This window comes from Streptomyces sp. NPDC020958 (assembly GCF_055562175.1).
The window spans coordinates 589,393-606,628 of sequence record NZ_JBVHFU010000003.1 but is presented as its reverse complement, the minus strand read 5'-3'; the positions used below and the strand labels follow the sequence as shown (position 1 = coordinate 606,628).

The 17,236-nt window shown below is 68.4% G+C and carries 10 protein-coding genes and 2 pseudogenes; 6 read left to right on the top strand and 6 right to left on the bottom strand.

Going from position 1 to position 17,236, the window contains the following annotated elements; all coding sequences use genetic code 11:
• Positions 1-119: 119 nt before the first annotated feature.
• Together ACZ3KP_RS12920 and ACZ3KP_RS12915 are read left to right on the top strand one after the other, a co-directional pair.
• Positions 120-2,924, top strand: coding sequence for an ATP-binding protein (locus ACZ3KP_RS12920; RefSeq protein WP_467498921.1), 2,805 nt, complete (start codon positions 120-122; stop codon positions 2,922-2,924).
• A 204-nt stretch (positions 2,925-3,128) separates the two neighbouring features.
• A complete protein-coding gene (locus ACZ3KP_RS12915; RefSeq protein WP_467498919.1) occupies positions 3,129-3,920 on the top strand; it encodes a S1 family peptidase in 792 nt (263 codons plus the stop codon).
• A gap of 78 nt (positions 3,921-3,998) precedes the next feature.
• Here the strand turns inward: ACZ3KP_RS12915 and ACZ3KP_RS12910 are convergent, their stop codons facing one another.
• Positions 3,999-5,105: a winged helix DNA-binding domain-containing protein gene (locus ACZ3KP_RS12910; RefSeq protein WP_467498917.1), complete on the bottom strand. Its 1,107-nt coding sequence runs from the start codon at positions 5,103-5,105 to the stop codon at positions 3,999-4,001.
• A gap of 142 nt (positions 5,106-5,247) precedes the next feature.
• Between ACZ3KP_RS12910 and ACZ3KP_RS12905 the strand changes: the two genes are divergently transcribed.
• Positions 5,248-6,432 (top strand): magnesium and cobalt transport protein CorA, encoded by a 1,185-nt coding sequence (locus tag ACZ3KP_RS12905; protein WP_467498915.1) that lies wholly within the window; start codon positions 5,248-5,250, stop codon positions 6,430-6,432.
• 285 nt (positions 6,433-6,717) lie between these two features.
• On the opposite strand, the gene ACZ3KP_RS12900 is transcribed toward ACZ3KP_RS12905, so the two are convergent.
• Positions 6,718-7,167: a site-specific integrase gene (locus ACZ3KP_RS12900; RefSeq protein WP_467498913.1), complete on the bottom strand. Its 450-nt coding sequence runs from the start codon at positions 7,165-7,167 to the stop codon at positions 6,718-6,720.
• A 41-nt stretch (positions 7,168-7,208) separates the two neighbouring features.
• Here ACZ3KP_RS12900 and ACZ3KP_RS12895 point away from each other — a divergent pair, with 41 nt between their 5' ends.
• Both ACZ3KP_RS12895 and ACZ3KP_RS12890 read left to right on the top strand, forming a co-directional pair.
• The gene (locus tag ACZ3KP_RS12895; protein ID WP_467498911.1) at positions 7,209-7,508 is read left to right on the top strand and encodes a transposase; all 300 of its coding nucleotides are present in this window, start codon (positions 7,209-7,211) and stop codon (positions 7,506-7,508) included.
• Positions 7,505-8,392 carry an IS3 family transposase gene (locus ACZ3KP_RS12890; protein WP_467498909.1) on the top strand — a complete coding sequence of 296 codons (888 nt, stop codon included), beginning with the start codon at positions 7,505-7,507 and terminating at the stop codon, positions 8,390-8,392. Before ACZ3KP_RS12895 ends, ACZ3KP_RS12890 begins: the two co-directional genes overlap by 4 nt.
• A 32-nt stretch (positions 8,393-8,424) precedes the next feature.
• Here ACZ3KP_RS12890 and ACZ3KP_RS12885 read toward each other — a convergent pair.
• Positions 8,425-8,829: pseudogene (locus ACZ3KP_RS12885) on the bottom strand (ISAzo13-like element transposase-related protein); the annotation flags it as partial.
• A 47-nt stretch (positions 8,830-8,876) separates the two neighbouring features.
• On the opposite strand from ACZ3KP_RS12885, the pseudogene ACZ3KP_RS12880 reads away from it, so the two are divergent.
• A pseudogene (locus ACZ3KP_RS12880) lies at positions 8,877-9,358 on the top strand (transposase); the annotation flags it as partial.
• A gap of 52 nt (positions 9,359-9,410) precedes the next feature.
• Here ACZ3KP_RS12880 and ACZ3KP_RS12875 read toward each other — a convergent pair.
• The 3 genes from ACZ3KP_RS12875 to ACZ3KP_RS12865 all read right to left on the bottom strand — a co-directional run bounded on the left by ACZ3KP_RS12875 (position 9,411) and on the right by ACZ3KP_RS12865 (position 16,430).
• The gene (locus ACZ3KP_RS12875) at positions 9,411-9,686 is read right to left on the bottom strand and encodes a hypothetical protein (RefSeq protein ID WP_467498907.1); all 276 of its coding nucleotides are present in this window, start codon (positions 9,684-9,686) and stop codon (positions 9,411-9,413) included.
• A gap of 100 nt (positions 9,687-9,786) precedes the next feature.
• Entirely contained in the window at positions 9,787-10,125 is a 339-nt protein-coding gene (locus tag ACZ3KP_RS12870) for a hypothetical protein (RefSeq protein WP_467498905.1), read from the bottom strand.
• Between the two features lie 89 nt (positions 10,126-10,214).
• On the bottom strand, positions 10,215-16,430 hold the full coding sequence (locus ACZ3KP_RS12865) for an RHS repeat domain-containing protein (RefSeq protein WP_467498903.1): 6,216 nt from the start codon (positions 16,428-16,430) through the stop codon (positions 10,215-10,217).
• Positions 16,431-17,236: the final 806 nt, after the last annotated feature.

Below are 17,236 nucleotides of genomic sequence, written 5' to 3'. Positions count from 1 at the left end.
CGGACGGGCTGTGAAGTCACATCCGTCAGGGCGCTGTTATGTCCCTCACCACGCCGTCCGGCCGGATTTCCGCGTTCCTTGCCTAGTATTTGGCTGGGACACGACACAGGAGGGGAGCGGTGACCGTGCGACGGGACTTCCAGGAGCCTGCCAGATGCCGCCCCGACCTGGTCATCGGCCGGGCGGAGCTGGTCGCGGCGGCCCGGGACCAGCTCGCCTCGGGTGGCAGTGTGCTTCTGCACGGACCCGCCGGAATCGGGAAATCGACCGTCCTGCGGGCGCTGGACGCGGAACACTCCCCGTCCGCGCGAACGGTGTTGCGCTGCTCGGCCACCGAGTCCGAATCCCATCTTCCCTTCCTCGCCCTCGCGGACCTCTTCGGACTGGTCCTCGACGAGGTCTCCGGCCGGCTGCCCGCCGCCCAGCGCACCGCCCTGGAGTCGGCGCTGACCGGGCGCGGCGAGTCCACCCTCCAGCGCGACGGTCTGGCGCTGCGTCTCGCGGTGCTGTCCACGTTGCGCGCGCTGGCCGCCGAGGGCCCGGTGCTGATCGTCGCGGACGACCTCCAGTGGCTGGATCCGGCCAGCGCCGAACTCCTCGGCTTCGCCGCCCGGCGGCTCGGCGGCACCCCGGTCCAACTGCTGTGCGCGGTCCGCACGGAGGGCCAGGAGTACGACCGCCACCTCCGCTCGTCGCCGCCGGACACCGTCGCCGTACGCCTCGGGCCGCTCAACCGCACGCAGGTCTCGGAGCTCCTCGACCACCGCGGGCACGCCGGGCTGACGCGGGCGACGGTCCGGGAGATCCACCGCACCAGCGGCGGCAACCCGCTGTTCGCCCTGGAGCTCGGCCGCGCCCTCGCCGAGAACCCGATCCCGCCCCGCCCCGGCGAGCCGCTGCCGGTGCCCACCTCGCTGCGTGCCCTGGTGCTCAGCCGTCTCGACATGCTCTCCGTGGAGGCCCGCCGGACCCTCCTGGTGGCCAGCGCCGGCGCCCGTCCCACCCAGGCGCTGCTGCACGCGGCCGGCCGGGAGAACGCCGAGGCCGAGTGCGCCCAGGCGGCCGAACTGGGGTTGCTGGCCACCGAGCCGGAGGGACCTGCCGTACGCTTCGCGCATCCGCTCATCTCCGCCGCGCTGTACGCGGAGGCGCCCGCGCAGGAGCGCCGGGCCGCGCACGCGGCACTGTCCACGGCCGCCTCCGACCCGATCGAGCGGGCCCGGCACCTGGCCCTGGCCACCACCGGCACCGACCCCGAGGTGGCCGCGCGGCTCGCCGAGGCCGCCGCCCAGGCCCGGGACCGGGGCGCGCCCTCGGTGGCCGCGCAGATCGGATTGCTCGCGGCCCGGCACACCCCGGGCGACAACACGCCCGGCCCCGACGAACGGCGGCTGCTGGCCGCCGAGGACGCCACCAGCGCGGGTGAGATCGACCTCGCCCAGGACATCGCCCGCGAGGTGCTCACCCGGGCCACCCGTCCGGCGGACCGGGTGCGGGCCTGGATCATCGTGATCGACTCCGCGGGTCACACCATGACCGAGGTGGACGCGGCCTTCCCGCACGCCCTCGCCGACGCCGGCGACGACCCGCGGCTGCTGGGCCTGGTCCACTACCAGCTGGCATGGCGCTCCCTGATCGTGGAGGGCGACTTCACCGCGGCCCGGCAGGCGGCCGCGCACTCGGCCGATCTGGCGGCCCAGGGCGGCGACCGGCGCACCGAACTCCTCGCGCTGTCCCTGCAGGCGCAGGTGGAGACCCTGATGGGCCATCCGGACGCGCCGGCCACCATCAAACGCGCCCTGAAGGAGCCGCAGGACCCGAACGTGGCCTGCCACCACAACGGGGCGGGCAGTGCCCGGTTCCGCTGGCTGGTGATGAGCGACCAGTTGGCCGAGGCCCGGACCACGGTCACCGCGCTGCTGCGCGAGGTGCGTCGGCGCGGCCAGGTGGAGAGCGAGGTGCACTTCCTGCGCGGGCTCGCCGAGACCGAACTGCGCTCGGGGCACTGCGGCCGGGCCCTGGACCTGGCCCGCGAGGGACTGGGCCTGGCCCATGACTCCGGGATCGGCGAGACCGCCTCCGCGATGCTCACCTCACTGGCCGAGGCCTCCGGCGGCGACGTCGACCGGGGGCTGGCACTGGCCCGGGAGGCGGTGGAGCACGCCGAACAGGACGGCGACACGATGTACCTGTCCCGGGCCCTGGGCGCGCTCGGCTACGCCCAGTTGGTGGCGGGCGACCCGGCGGGGACCGTCCGCTCGCTGCGCCGGGTGCGGGAGCTGGAGCAGAGCCTCGGCATCACCGACCCGGCCCGCGGCCGCTGGCAGGGGGACCTCGCCGAGGCACTCGTCCGGGTGGGTGAGACCGCCGAGGCGCAGGACGTCATCGACGTCACCCGCACGCACGCGCTCAGGCTCGGCCGGGAGAGCGTCCTCGCCGCCCTCGACCGGGCCGAGGCGCTGGTCCGTGCGGCGCACGGCGACCACGAGACGGCCGCCACCCAGCTGACCTCGGCTCAGAACCGGTTCGCCAAACTGGGTCACGGCCTGGAGGAGGCGCGGGCCGCGTTCGCGCTGGCCTCGCTGCGCGGGCGGCACTCCCCGACGGCGTACGACGAGGCCACCCGGTTGTTCCGGCGGTGCCGGGCGCTGCCCTGGCTGCGGCAGGTGGACGAGGCCGTCTCGGCACCGAAGCCCGAGCCCGCGGCGGTCCCGCCGGCCGAGCCGGCGCTGGAGGGACTGGCCGCGATGGAGCGTCAGGTCGCCGCGCTGGTCATGGAGGGGGCCACCAACCGGGAGATCGCCGCCCGGCTGTTCATCAGCGTCAAGACGGTCGAGGCCACCCTGACCCGGGTCTACCGCAAGCTGGGCATCCGATCGCGGGTCGACATAGTCCGTTTGGCCGCAGGGCGACGCGCGCGCTGAGCGCCGCTCTTGTTAACTGAGGCGGACCGAGGGTTTTCCCTCCCCCATCCCCCTAGGGGGTTCCCTCATTGGGAGGGTGGGGTTCCGGGTCCTAGCTTATGGATGTGCCGCTCGCCCGGGCATACGGGGGTCGGTCCCGCGACCCCCGTGCTGCACCCCCCACACCCGCGCGACCCCCACCGGCAACCCCCACTGAGGAGACTCATGTTCGGGCACCACCGCGCAAGAAGGACCGCCGCAGTGCTGGCAGCCACCGCTGCCGCCGCGGCGACCGCGCTGATCGCGTCCCCCACCGCGTCAGCCGCCCCCCAGCCGATCGTCGGCGGCACCACGACCACCACGACCGCGTACCCGTTCATGATGCAGATCACGGACGCGTCCGGCAGCCAGTTCTGCGGCGGCACCCTGGTGTCGGCCACCAAGGTGGTGACCGCCGCGCACTGCATGGAGGGCGAGTCCACCAGCAGCGTCCGGGTGGTCGGCGGCCGTACCAACCTGAACGGCACCGACGGCACGGTCAGCAAGGTCGGCAAGATCTGGATCAACCCGGACTACACGGACGCCACCAACGGCGACGACGTGGCCGTGCTGACCCTGTCGACGTCGATGCCGTACACCCCGGCGTCGTACGTCAGCTCCTCCCAGACCGGTGTGTACGCGGCCGGCACCACGGCCCGCATCCTGGGCTGGGGCACCACCTCGGAGAACGGCAGCTCCTCCAACCAGCTGCGGACCGCGACCGTCCCGATCGTGTCCGACTCCAGCTGCAAGAGCTCCTACGGTTCGGACTTCGTCCAGACCGACATGGTTTGCGCCGGATACACCGCCGGCGGCACAGACACCTGCCAGGGCGACAGCGGCGGTCCCCTGCTCATCGGGGGCGTCCTGGCAGGGATCACTTCCTGGGGAGAGGGGTGCGCGGAGGCCGGTTACCCGGGTGTCTACACCCGGCTGACCACCTTCTCGAACCTGGTGACCGCGCAGGTCGACTCGTAACCAGAAGATCTCCTGAGTATCCCTCAGGTGAGTGACCGGGGGGCGTTGCGGGCTACCACGAGCAGCCCGCAGCGCCCCCTATCCATGGACGACCGTCCCGAACCGGATGTCGTACGAGGTCCCGGGGTGCATGACGGCCAGCATGCGCTCGGCCTCCTCGGTGACGTCGGCGCGCTCGGCCCGGCTCAGGCGACCGAAGGTCTCGATGACCAGGGCGGTGCCCTCCTCCAACCGCCACACCCCCGCCAGGAAACCGTCCACGAGCAGGGTGCGGAACGCCTGGTTGCCCTGCCAGGCCCGGCCCCGGTACACGGACGGGACGACCCGGGTACGGTCGGCATGGGAGAGCAGGAGGTTGTCGAACTCGGGCAGGAAGCGCGGCGGGGCCGGGGTCTCGGGGTCGGGACGGGGCGCGTCGGGCAGGTCGAAGAGTTCCACCCCGTTCTCGTCCCGGAAGGTGAGGAGACGGGGGCGCAGTCGTTCGAACGCCGCACGGAGCCGGGTCAGCCCGGCCCAGGCCTGCATGTCCTGGACGGAGGCGGGACCGAAGGCCGCGAGGTAGCGCAGGACCGTGGCGTCGGGGGCGGGTGCCGGTTCGGCGGGGCGGCCCAGCCAGTGCTCGGCGGTGGTGAGGGTGACCTGCCCGCTGCGTCCCCACACGCCGCGCGGGGTGACCTGGACGAGCGGCAGCCGGCACCGCGCGGCGACGGCGAGGGACCGCGGGTCGGCGCCCGGCCACTCGGCGCTCAGGGCCGTACGAAGCTCGGCCATGGTGCGCGGTCGGGCCTCCACCAGTTCCCGGGCGAGCAGGGCGAGGCGGTCCAGGTCCACGCCGGCCAGGCCCGCGCGGAAGTGGGTCAGCTCCCGGTCCCGGGCCGCCTGGACGAGCGGCCGCAGGGTGAGCGCGTCGTCGGCGGTGTGGGTGTGGAGGGTCGACCGCAGGGTGACGATCCGGACCACTTCCCGGTCGGCCATGGGCTCGGCGAGCCGCGCGGGGACGAAGTCGTTCAGACGGGCGGCGAGGGCGTAGTACGGCGGCTTGACGTTCTGTGCCTGGAGGCCGACGAGGTGTGCCACGGCCTCCTGGGCCGACCGCGCCGAGCGGCGCAGGAGGAGCTGGCGGTCGAGGGTGGCGCGGTTGAGGGCGCGGGGACCGAGGACCGGGCCGGACGGCTTCTTCGTCATGCGGGCACGCTAGCGTCGAACTAGGACAGGAACTGTCCTACACTCTCCTGCACCGCCCCCGCTCGCCCCGCGTACGCCCCGTATATCCTGCACCGAGACGTACTGGTCACGCCGATGCAGGCGCCATCGAGAGGCGGCCGTGATGTCCGAGCGACGCCCGGGTCCGTTCCCGAAGAATTCGTCCGGGAACGGCAGGAACGGCCGGAGCGCCAGGAGGTCCGTCTGGCGGCGCGCGCTGCCGCCGGAGCCGGACACGGCCGAGCAGCCGCGGCCGGAGTCCGCGGCGGCCGCGGCGCCCGGGGAGCAACCGAGCGTCGTGGAGGCGGCGCTGTACCGGGACGGCGTGCGCGTGTCCACGCCGGCCACCCTCGCGGAGACCTACCGGGAGCTGCGCGAGGATCCCGCGGGCATGGCGTGGATCGGTCTGGCCCGCCCCACCTCCGACGAACTCCTCTCCCTCGCGGCCGAGTTCGGCCTGCACCCGCTCGCGGTGGAGGACGCGATGGAGGCGCACCAGCGGCCGAAGCTGGAACGGTACGGCGACACCCTGTTCGTCGTCCTGCGGGCGGCCCGCTACCTTGACGCGCCGGAGGAGGTCGACTTCGCCGAGCTGCACGTCTTCGTCGGCCCCGACTTCGTGATCACGGTCCGCCATGGCGCGGCCCCCGATCTGTCCGCGGTCCGCCGCCGCATGGAGGACTCCCCCGACCTCCTCAAGCTCGGCCCGGAGGCGGTTCTCTACGCCATACTCGACGCGGTGGTCGACGACTACGCCCCGGTCGTCGCGGGCGTGCAGAACGACATCGACGAGATCGAGACGGAGGTCTTCCGGGGCGACCCGGGAGTCTCCCGCCGTATCTACGAACTCTCCCGCGAGACGGTCGAGTTCCAGCGCGCGACCCGCCCCCTCGTGGGCATGCTGCACGGCCTGATGGCGGGCTTCACGAAGTACGAGACCGACGAGGAACTCCAGCGCTACCTACGGGACGTGGCCGACCACGTCACCCACACCAGCGAACGCGTCGACGGCTTCCGCCAGGCCCTCACGGAGATCCTCACGGTCAACGCGACCCTGGTCACCCAGCAGCAGAACGCGGAGATGCGGGCACTGGCGGAGGCAGGCTTCGAACAGAACGAGGAGATCAAGAAGATCTCCTCGTGGGCCGCCATTCTGTTCGCTCCGACCCTCGTCGGGACGATCTACGGGATGAACTTCCGGGAGATGCCGGAGTTGCACTGGGCGCTGGGATACCCCTTCGCGATCGTCCTGATGGCGGTCGTGTGCACCGGTCTGTACTTCATCTTCAAACGCAAGGACTGGCTCTGAGCAACCGGCCGCTGAGGGCCTACGTCAGGGCCACCTGCGGGCGGCCACGACCGCCGGGAGCCCCGCTCAAGGGCGCTGGGGAGAATCTGGGGAGAATGAGATGCGTTCCGCTTCGGCCGGTTCTCCCCGCCGCGGGCCATCGGTCTTGTCGGGCCTTCGGGCATCAGCGTCGACGGCGGACGCCAATCCTCACGGAGGGTGACCGCGCTTCCGGTCCGGAACGCCGGAGAGGGGCGCAGCGAATGCTGCGCCCCTCTCCTCGCAGGCGTCCAAGTATCGTGTCCACTACCCGGCCGGGACGGCCTGGGCGCTTCGGTTGAGGAGTGCGTCGATGGCACCGCGCCCCTTCCCACCTGCCTCGGGCATGAAGTGGGCGTAGAAGTCGAGGGTGATGGTGGGGGTCGAGTGGCCAAGCCACCGAGCGAGCGTGACCACGGACTCGCCCGCTTCCAGAATGACCGACGCGTAGGTGTGCCGCAGCACATGAAATCCGTCCTTGCGAGACGCCTTCCAGCGTTCCCCCGCCTTCCGCACCGGGATGACGCCGGCCGCGGCAAGAGCGGGCTTCCACACCTCGACGTTGAAGATGTTCGCGCGGAGGGCATTGCCGTACGTCGTGGTGAGAATGAGCGGGAACTTCTTCCGCTCCCGGTCATCCTCCGGACCGCCCCAGGGCAGCTCCACCTCGACGGCGGGGTACTCAAGGAAGTGAAGCTTCCCCTTGATCGTGGACACCTGGAGACTGGGACCTGAGGTTCCAGAGGAAGTAGCACCAGGTGGGAAGCAAGTACACGAAGCGGTACACCGAGGAGTTCAGGAGGGACGCGATCGCGCTCGTAGACTCCTCGGGCAAGACGGTCACCGCGGTGGCCCGGGAACTCGGCATCAGCTCGGAGTCCCTGCGAGGCTGGTACCGCAAGGCCAAGGCCGACCGGGGCGAGGGCCAGAGCGGAGAGCTGGCCGGCGCCGAGCGCGAGGAACTGCAGCGGCTGCGCAAGGAGAACCGCGAACAGCAGCAGACGATCGAGATCCTGAAAAAAGCGACCGCCTTCTTCGTGAAGGAGAACGACCGGTGAGCGAGCTGTACCGGTTCATCCATGCGGAGAAGGCGAACTACCCGATCGTCCTGCTGTGCCAGGTGCTGCACGTGGCCCGCTCCTCCTACTACGCCTGGCGCGAGGGCGAAGCCGCCCGCCGCAGGCGCCAGGCCGCCGACGACGCACTCGCGCACGAGATCACCGTGCTGCACCTCGCCTCCCGCCGTACCTACGGTGTCCCGCGTATCCACGCCGAGCTGCGCCGCCTCGGGCGGCGGGTGAATCGCAAGCGCGTAGCCCGCGTGATGCGCGAGCGCGACATCCGCGGCGTCACCCGCTGCAAGCACCGCTCACTGACCCGGCCGGACAAGAAGGCGAAGCCGGCCCCGGACCTGATCGGCCGCGACTTTCACGCCGATACGCCCGGAACCAAGCTGGTCGGCGACATCACCTACCTGCCCACCGCCGAGGGCTGGCTCTACCTCGCCTGCTGGCTGGACCTGGCCACCCGCGAGGTTGTCGGCTATGCCATGGCTGACCACCACCGCGCCGAACTCGTCGTCAACGCCCTGGACATGGCCCACGATCGGGGCCACCTGCAGCCCGGCTGCGTGATCCACAGTGATCGCGGAAGCGAGTACACATCGACCCAATTCATATATCAGATAAGGGAGTTGGGACTCCGGCAGAGCTGTGGACGCACCGGATCATGCTTCGACAACGCCGCTGCGGAGAGTTTCTGGGCACTGCTCAAGGAAGAGATCGGCACTCGTGTCTGGCCGGACCGGGCCACCGCCCGCGCCGGGGTCTTCGCCTTCATCGAGACGTTCTACAACCGCCGCCGCCTGCGCAAACACAAGGTCTTCGGCTACCTCACCCCGACTGAGACCCGGCAACGGCACCAGCACGCCCTCGCGGCATAACGAACGAGTGTCCGAGATCACGGGGAAACTTCAGACACCGGGTGCCCCTGCCGGACCAACTCCTCGGCGAGGTTCCGCAGCGACTTCGTCGTCCACCGCAGCGGCGACATCGGATCACCCCGCTCGTCCGGCTCGACCAGGCCCAACAAGGCTTTGAGCAGGGCGGGGTCGTTGGCTTCGATCCGCTTGCGGCCCCCGCCCGGCGCACGCACCCGGCCGCCCGGCAGCGGCCCGGCCCCCGCTTCCAGCTCCAACACTCCACGACGCACGGTCGTCTCGCTGACCTGTGCGATCCTCGCCACCGCGCGTACGCCGCCATGCCCGATCAGCCGGGCCTCGGTGGCCAAGGCCAGACGCCGCTGCCGCTCGTTGAGATGCGGCAACAACACCGAGAACCTGCAATGAAGTTGTGAACAGATATCCTCCGGAACCGCCATACTCTGACAACGAGCCCGCACCTGTAAAGCAGCACCTTGATTCTTTACGGCTTCACTTCCTGCGCAACGTCTTCGGCGTGATCCCCAAAGACGCCGCCGAGATGGTCGCTGCCACCATCCGCACCATCTTCGCCCAGCCCGACCAGGCCGCTGTCCGCTGTCAGCTCGACACGGTCGCCGACATGCCCGGCGGTCAGTTCCCGCAGGTCAAGCGGATACTCCTGGAAGCCAAGGACGACCTGACGTCCTTCGCGGCCTTCCCGGAACGACATTGGAAGAAGATCCAGTCCACGAACCCGCTGGAGCGGGTCAACCGAGAAATCAAGCGTCGCGCCGACGTCGTCCAGGTCTTCCCCAACGACGACGCGCTGCTGCGGCTGGTCACCGCCGTGCTCTTCGAGATGCACGACGAATGGATCGCCTTCCCCGCCGCTACCTCCCCGAAGGCAGCATGGACCAGATCTACCCCGCCGAGTTCCGCGAAAGCGCCCCCGGACTACCCAACACCACCAACACAAAGGCCGATTGATCGGCTACACCACTACAAGGGACACGACCGCGACCAGCACCGGCCCACCGATTCACTGCCGTTCGGCCTGATCCTCGCCGATCTGGGTCTCCTGGGTGAGGATGCGGACCCGCCCGCCGGGGAGGTCCTCCACCAGCCCGGCGTGGAGCACCTCGAGCCGCTCCTGGGGGTGCCGTTCTGCTTCGCCGTCCAGGACAGGCGGCCCGGGATACCGTCGGACGGGGGTCTGCAACTCCACGACCCGGGCAGCCAGGGGCAGGAAGCCGAAGATGCCGAAGCTGAAGTCGAGTTCGCTCTTCAAATCGGAGCCGTCACCGATGATGCTCACCCACGTGACATCAGGTGGGCACACCTTCGCGAAGTCACACGCAGCCCTGAGCAACCGCCGCCCCCTTCAAGTCATATCCAACGGCGGAACTCGCCCGCACTTACCCAGCTACCGCGGAGCGCCAATCCCAAAGACGTTCACGACGAAAGCGCGCCAAAACCTCCTCATATTCAATGATTTCACCGTAATTTGTATCCATCAAACCCGATACTCCCTGAATCACCTCACCCAAAAGATCCCGAATACAGGAAACTCCGGAATATTCGAGTAGAATTGCCCGAAATTCGCCAATTCGGTGGCGGATTTCGTTCAATTCCTCTTCGTCGAATTCACCTAGAACGTCCCCGGACACGTCTACCCCGAAGCTGCATTCCCCTCGATCGAGTCGATCGAGGATGGCCTCCTTTTCGTAGGTCCCAACTTGTTGAAGTCGGGCCACGATCCGCTGATGATCCTCCGGGGGGCTGAGGAGAACAATCGTAGGTCGCATAGGTCCCTCCTGTCTCGATAGCTAGACCCCGACTTGAGTTATGGGGCCAGAACGTCCAGCAGAACATTCTTGTCGCGAGTAACCATAATGCCATTCTCCTCCAAGCTCTTGATCACACTTCCGCGACCTTGCGGAAGGTAGACAATTACCGGATAACCCGTCAACTCCTCAGTCCTTTGGGCCTGTTTCAATGCACCCTTTCCGGAGCCGGACTTGACCTGAACCACCGCGTTCCGAGTCACAATATCGAAATCCGTGAGCACACGCCCATCTGCGCCGACAATATCAATACCTTGAGCCCGGACGTGCCCAGGGTATCTGGCATTGATATCGTCAACCAACCCAGGGACCAGAGGGTCGTCCCCCTTCCCGACCACGTGCCCAGACGCGCCCGGCCCCTCACCGCCGCCTCCCGTGAGGGCAAATATCGCCGCCGCGGCCACCCCAACAGAGGTGCCGGTCTTACCCATGCAGCCGGTTCCGTGGCCGAGCGCCATGCAGGTGAGGAATTTCAGATGGGTAATGATGTGCTGGTCGGCCGCGGCCTCTGAAGCGTCCTGCGGGTCAGCCAGGCAGTCCCAGCCGAAGTCCCGGCATGCGGTGTCGGTCTCTTCGTTGAAGATCTTGGCGAACTGGTTGGCGTATTTCCAGTTGCGGGGGATGAAGACCTGCGGGTAGATCTCCATGTATTTCTTGTGGAAGGCAGCGCTGGCAGCGCGGCGCTTGCTTGCGTCCACCTCCCCCTGGTTGTTCGGGTCACTGTTGGAGCTGTTGACTACGTCGCAGCCGTTGCAACCCCAGGAAGCGTCGTTGAGCGCCTTGCCACCGCTGTTCCGGGTCGGGGTGTTGTTGCCGTACTGGGCACCGCCGCCGCACTCGTCAGGAGTCTGGCAGGCCATGAGGCCGCTCGGGTCGCTGTTGGTGACGGGGTTGTCACTGGCGTAGGTGTAGCCGCCGAGTGACTGTGGGCTGGTCGGCTGGAGGAGCGGGTCGGCGCTGATGAAGCGGCCGAGGGCGGGGTCGTATTTTCGGGCGCCGATGTCTGTGTAGCCGGTGGTGGTGTCCTGGGGTTTGCCGAGGTAGGTGTGGGTGGGGTCGGGCCAGGTAGTGGTGTTGGCGCTGGCTCGGGGCTGGCCGTAGGGGGTGTACTGCTGGCGGGCGACCTGCTGGGTGGTGGTGTCCATCGACAGGGTCGCGGTGCCGCTGGGGGCGTTGAAGAGGTACTTCACGCCCCCGCCGGCAAGGCTGGAGTGGAGGGCTACGGGGGTCCCGGTGCCGCCGTGGGTGTAGGTGCGGAGGGCGCCGAGGAGGACGTTGGGGGTGACGCCGGTGTTGACGACGATCTCTGTGTCGCCGACGAAGAGGGTGGTTTGGCCGGGGTCGCGGCGGATGAGCTGGTTGCCGTCGGCGTCGTAGAGGTACTTGGTGGTGGCGGGGCTGGGGCCGCTGGTGTCCACCTGGGCCAGGTGGCCTTCGTCGTCCCAGGTCAGGGTCTGGGCGGGGCCGGTGGTGGGGGTGCGGGTGTGCAGGTTGCCGTTTTCGTCGTAGCCGAGGGTCGTGGGGTTGGTGCCGCCGGTGGTGGAGGTGAGGGTGTGGGGCTGGGGGCCGGTGGCGTTGCAGTTGGCGGTGCACCCGTTGACGTAGGTCGTGGTGACGTTGGTGCCGGAGCTGCCGATGGCGTGGTCGATGCTCTGGTGGCGGTTGCCTATGGCGTCGTAGCTGAAGGACTGCCAGTAGGAGCCGGGCGTTGTGGTGAGGGTGCTGGCCGTGGGTGGGTTGACGGTGCAGTTGGTGGCGGTCCAGGCATCCGTGAGGCGGTCCAGGGCGTCGTAGCCGTAGCACTGCTGGTCGGTGACGGTGTTGCCGGTTTCGGACTGCAGGTCGGTGGTGGAGGTCGGGTTGCCGGAGGCGTCGTAGGTGTACTTGGTGTCATCGACTGTCGGACCGGGTGCCTGGCTCCGGTCGATCACGCGTTCCGTCAGTCGGCGGGTCTGGTCGTCGTAGTGGTAGGTGGTGGTCGTGGTCGGGTTTGTCAAGGGACCCTGCTTGACCAGGGAGGGCGCGCCGAAGTCCGTGTAGTCGGTCGAGCTGATATAGCTGCTGACGCTGCCGCTGCTGCTGGCCGTCGGGTTGCCCAGCGCGTCGTGGTCGTAGTCGATGACCTCGCTGCTCAGCCCCTTGGTGGACGGATCGGTCTGGGTGGCCAGCAACTGGTCGTTGATGGTGTACGTGTAAGTCGTCGTGTAGGTCGACGGCAGCGGTGTCTCGGAGGCCGGCAGGGAGACCGTCGTGCCGGTCGGCTGGCCGAGGGCGGTGTAGCCGGTGGTGGCGATCGTGTAGCCGCCAGTGGTGCCCTGGACGTAGCGGGTCGATGAGGTCGGCAGGCCGATGCGCTTGGTGTCGTACAGCCAGGAGGCGAACTGGAAGTTGGACTTCGACTTGTCGCTGGCGGTGAGTTTGCGGCCCAGGAGGTCGTAGGTGTAGTCGAGTTCGATCTGTTTCGCCTCGTCGGTGGTGGACACGAGGTTGCCGGCATCGTCGTAGCCGTAGCTGCTCTTGCCCACATCCGGGTCGTTCTGGGTCTTCTTGCGTCCGAGGAGGTCGTAGTCGAACGTCCATACGGTGTGATCGGGGCCGGTGATCTGGTGCTGCTGTCCGGCGGCGTCGTAGCCGTAGGTGGTGGGTGAGGTGGTGCCGTCGGTGGCGGTGAACCCGTTGGTCGCGGTGCCGGAGAAGGTGGGTGCGACGGTGTACTGGTCGAGTTCGGTGTTCTGGCCGCGTGCGTTGACGACTGTGGTGGTGGCGACGCCGCCCTTCGGGGGCAGGACGGTGGTCTTGTCTCCGGTGTAGGCGGTGGTCGTGGTCCAGGTCTTGAGGCCGTTGTGCTCCTCGGTGACCAGGTCTGCGCGGCCCATTGCGTCGTGGTCGGTGACGGTGGTGTCGGGGATGCTCGCCTGGGACACGGGGATCTGGGTGTTGCGGGGGCTGCCCGCCACGTTGTAGGCGTTGTTGGTGACGACGGTCCAGCCGTGCGAGTCGTACTGGGTGTCGCTGACCGCCGTGCTCGCGTTCTCTGCGGTCGCCTGAGTCTGCAAGGGGCGCAGCATGGCGTCGTACAGCGTTTCGCTGGTCGCGTAGCTGCCATTGTCCAGGAGGGAGTTGGCGGCAACGATCGAGGGTCCTGTCTGGGACAGGCTGTAGGTGTAGGTCGTGTTCGCGGGGGCGCCGTTGGTCTTGCTCTCGTTGGGCAGCCATACCCCGTTGAGGCGGCCGAGGGCGTCGTAGGTGAGTGAGGTGAGCCGGCCGGCCGCATTGGTCTGGGCGGTGGGCTGGCCGCGGGACGGGTCCATGGTGCTGTGGGAGACCTGGCAGTCTTTGGAGCTGGTGGTGGCGGTGGTGCAGGTGGCCCCGGGGGTGACCTGGGTGGCTGTGACGATGTCTGTCGGGAGCTCTCCCGTGGCCGGTGTGTAGCTGGTGGCGGTGTTCTGGGAGAGGCTGGAGCCGTTGGGAGCGGTGGAGTGAGGTGTGCGGGTGGTCAGTGTGACGCGTCCGTAGCCGTCGTAAGCGACCGAGGACTCGTCGACGAACGCGGTCGCGGTGGCGCCGGTGGAAGCGGACGCTTTCTGGACCAGGGTGACGTCACCGGTCTTGGGAAGCGCCGGGTTCTGCTGGCCGTCGCCGTCGTAGGTGAAGGCATTGCTGTCGTATGAGGTGCGGACGTCTGAGATCAGCGTGCCGCCGGGTGTCGCTCCGGCTGTGGAGCAGTCCTGGTCGGTGGCGATGGTCTCGGCGGGCAGCACGAGGGTGTCCACGCTGCCGGTGACGTAGCGGTTGTACGTGCAGTTGGTGACGTTGTCGCTGGCTGCGGTTTCGCCGCGGTCGTCGACCTGTACGGGCATGCCGGTCGTCGGCTTGCCCAGGGTGGTGTTGTAGAAGGTGTCGGTCTCGGTCTTGCGCCAGCCGTAGGAGACCGCCTGCCGGGTGAGGCTTTTGACGGTGCGGACCATCTGCCCTGTGAGGTCCGGCAGGCCGCTGCGGGATCGGGAGGCCGTGGGTCCGATGATGGTGGGCACCGTGACGGTGGCCGAGTTCAGGCTTCCGGTGGCACCGGTGTAGGTGTCGGACTCGAAGACCTGCCCAGCCAGCGCATTGCTGTCCGCCACACTGACGGTTCCGTCCTGGCTGGTCAGCGCCAGCACCGAGCGGGTCTTGCCGCCGGGCAGCGTGTCGCCGTTCATGCCCAGGAAGTAATAGGTCTTGCTCAGGGTCTTCTGATCGTAGACGTTGGCGCCGTTGGTCAGATGGAACACGGTGGGGTCACCGGTCGTGACGTCTACCTCCGGGTAGCCCCTGAACTGTCCCCAGGTGCGGTTCTTGGCCTTGACGAGCTCGTTGTCGTCGTAATGCCAGCCGGGGTTGCCCTTGTAGGCATAGTCCGTCTCCAGCTTGGGCTCGGTGCCGTCCTGATAGGAGTTGTGCGTGTCCTCGGTGACGACCGCGGTGACCTTGTACTTGTAGAACCAGTCCATCCACGGCGCCGGCTGCCCGTCGGGGGTCCAGTACACCGGGAAGCACGACAGTGTGTTGGTCGACGCGAAGGTCTTGGCGGCCGCGTCCGTGGGGTCGTTGGGGTCACTGGCCGGGGCGCTGGAGCAGTTGGGCCGGTCGTAGGTGACGCTGGTCTGGGCGCCGGTCTCGCTGGTGACCGTCTGAATGCGGTCGTGGTACATCAGCGGCATCTGGGGGATCGTGCCGACCCGGTTGGGCAGCTGCAGCGGCGGGTCGAAGTTCACTGCCGGTGTGGAGGTGCTGCCTGATGCACCGCCGAGGGTGTCCAGGCCGGTGTGCTGGATGGAGTCCAGCCACAGGGTGGGGGCGTGGTCGCCGCCGTCGGGGAAGGACTGGGTGAAGTTGTACTTGTCGACCTGCTTGGTCACGCCGCCCGTCTGGATCTGGGTAGTGATCGACGTCAGGCGCTTGCGAGACCAGAAGCTCGGGCCGTGGTTGGTGCAGTTCGACGAGCCCGAGGTGCAGTTGAGGTCGACCGGCACATCCGGCCAGTACGCGGCATTGGCGGGGGTGAACTGGCTGTCCGCGCAGGTGTTGCCGGAGGGCGTGCCGGCGATGCAGCGCTCGGCGGAGGCGTCGAACAGGATCTGCTCCGGCGCCGTACCGGAGTAGATCGTCGTGGCGGTCATGCCGTAGTCGATGCGGGACAGGGTGCCGCCGCGGGTGTAGGTCACCGCGGTGTCCTTCAGGTCCGCGCCGTAGTAACCGGTCTCCGGCGCGTAGTACCAGACGGTGGCGTTGCCGTGCAGGTCCACGGCGTAGTCCAGGTTGAAGCGGTAGCCCAGCGTGCAGGAGGTAGCGGCGAAGTCGGTGCTGTCCGGGCAGTCGGACACGCCGCTGTGCGCGTGGTACACCGGCACCGTCCACACGGACTTGGTCTCGTCCTTGCCACTGGACCAGCCCGGCAGGCGGTTGAGGCCGAAGAAGTACTGCACCCCGCCCTCGGTGACCTTGAAGTACTCCCCGTTCTTGGTGCCGTTCGTGCCGTTGCTCAGGTCCTCGATCTTGGTGGTGGAGTTGTCGTCGGCGGGACGGAAGGTCTTGGTCGCGTCGTCGTAGACGATGTCGGTGGACGTGCCGTTCAGCGACAGGGTCAGGATCTGGCCCGCCCAGCACTCGTCGCCGTCGTTCTTCGGCGCGCCGGACGAGGAGTCGTCGTCGCACGACTTGTAGGTGCGTTCGACATAGTTCTCCGTCGAGGCCCAGCCGTCGCCCAACCACGAGGACTGGTTGTTAGTCCCCTCGGTGCGCGCGTCCTGGCCGGCGGAGTTGTACGACAGGTCCACATTCGGGGCCACTCCGCCAAGCGCAGGCGGTACGGCAATTGGGTAGCTGTAGGTGAACGAGCCGGTGTTCCCCGAGGTCGACCAGGAACCGCCTGGCGCCAGACTGGTCGCCGAGTAGTCACCAGCCGAGCCTGAGGTGCCAGCGGTCGCGGCCAGAACAACCATGGCGCCGGACGACGCCGTCACCGGCTGTGCAGAGCCGACGGCACCCGACGCCGGACTCGGTCCCGGAACAGTGACCTGCGCGGACAGCGGCGATCCAGGGGCGGTGCGCACCGGGGTCTGAGCCTGGCACTTGGCCAGCTCCGGCGTGCTCAGCGCACAGGCGGGCAGCTGAACCAGGTGGAGGCGCGAGGCGAAGTCACCGCCGAAGGCATAGCGGAACGACGAGTCGTCCACGCGAAGCGCGACCTTCCCGCTTCCCGGGCTGGTGCGTTGCAGCGTCAACAGCACGCCATGAACACCGGCCGTGCGCGCGGACTTCTGGGCCAGCATTGTCACGCGTATCCGCTGTGACCCGGTGACGGCTGCCGACCGGGGCTGCGGACCTGCGGCAGCACCGAGCAGGACGGGCAGACTTCCGGCCCGTACCTGAGTCGCCTTGGCGCTCAGGCTCGCGGAGGCAGCCTCGTTGGGCAGGGTCACCATGGCGCTGCCCGGCGCAGGGAGCTTCGTGTGCCCGCTGGGGTCGAAGTGCTTGAAGGACTTGGGAGTTGAACTGCGTTTGGGCCATGGCCGGGATAGAGGGACCCGTCTGTTCTGCGGTGCGGCGGGAAGTGCCACTTGAGGCGTGGCTGGAGACGCCGCGGCCACGCCCGCAGGTAGCAGGCCCACCACCAAGGCGCCGGCCATCACCACCGCCGTGCGGCGAACTCTCTGGGCAGCCCAGGCCGCCTGATCGCGTCTCCACCCCGAAATCCACGCCATGCCGTGCGTCCCCTCCCCCAGCCCCGAATCGCCTAAGTCCCCCGTCGATTTGGGTGATTTGAGTGCACGTGAAACGGAGGCACACGTCGGTCTAGTCCCCCCGCGGGGGATCACGCTACGGCCCGGGATCGACTCGATACGTCAAGTGTTTCCATGGGAAACGCAAAGGAATCACCCAGAACGGAACGCAGGTTGACGCCAATGCGTCAAAATCGGGCTACAGACGGTCACTTGGCGATTCATTGACGATGGACCCCGCGCACACCGGCCACACAGAA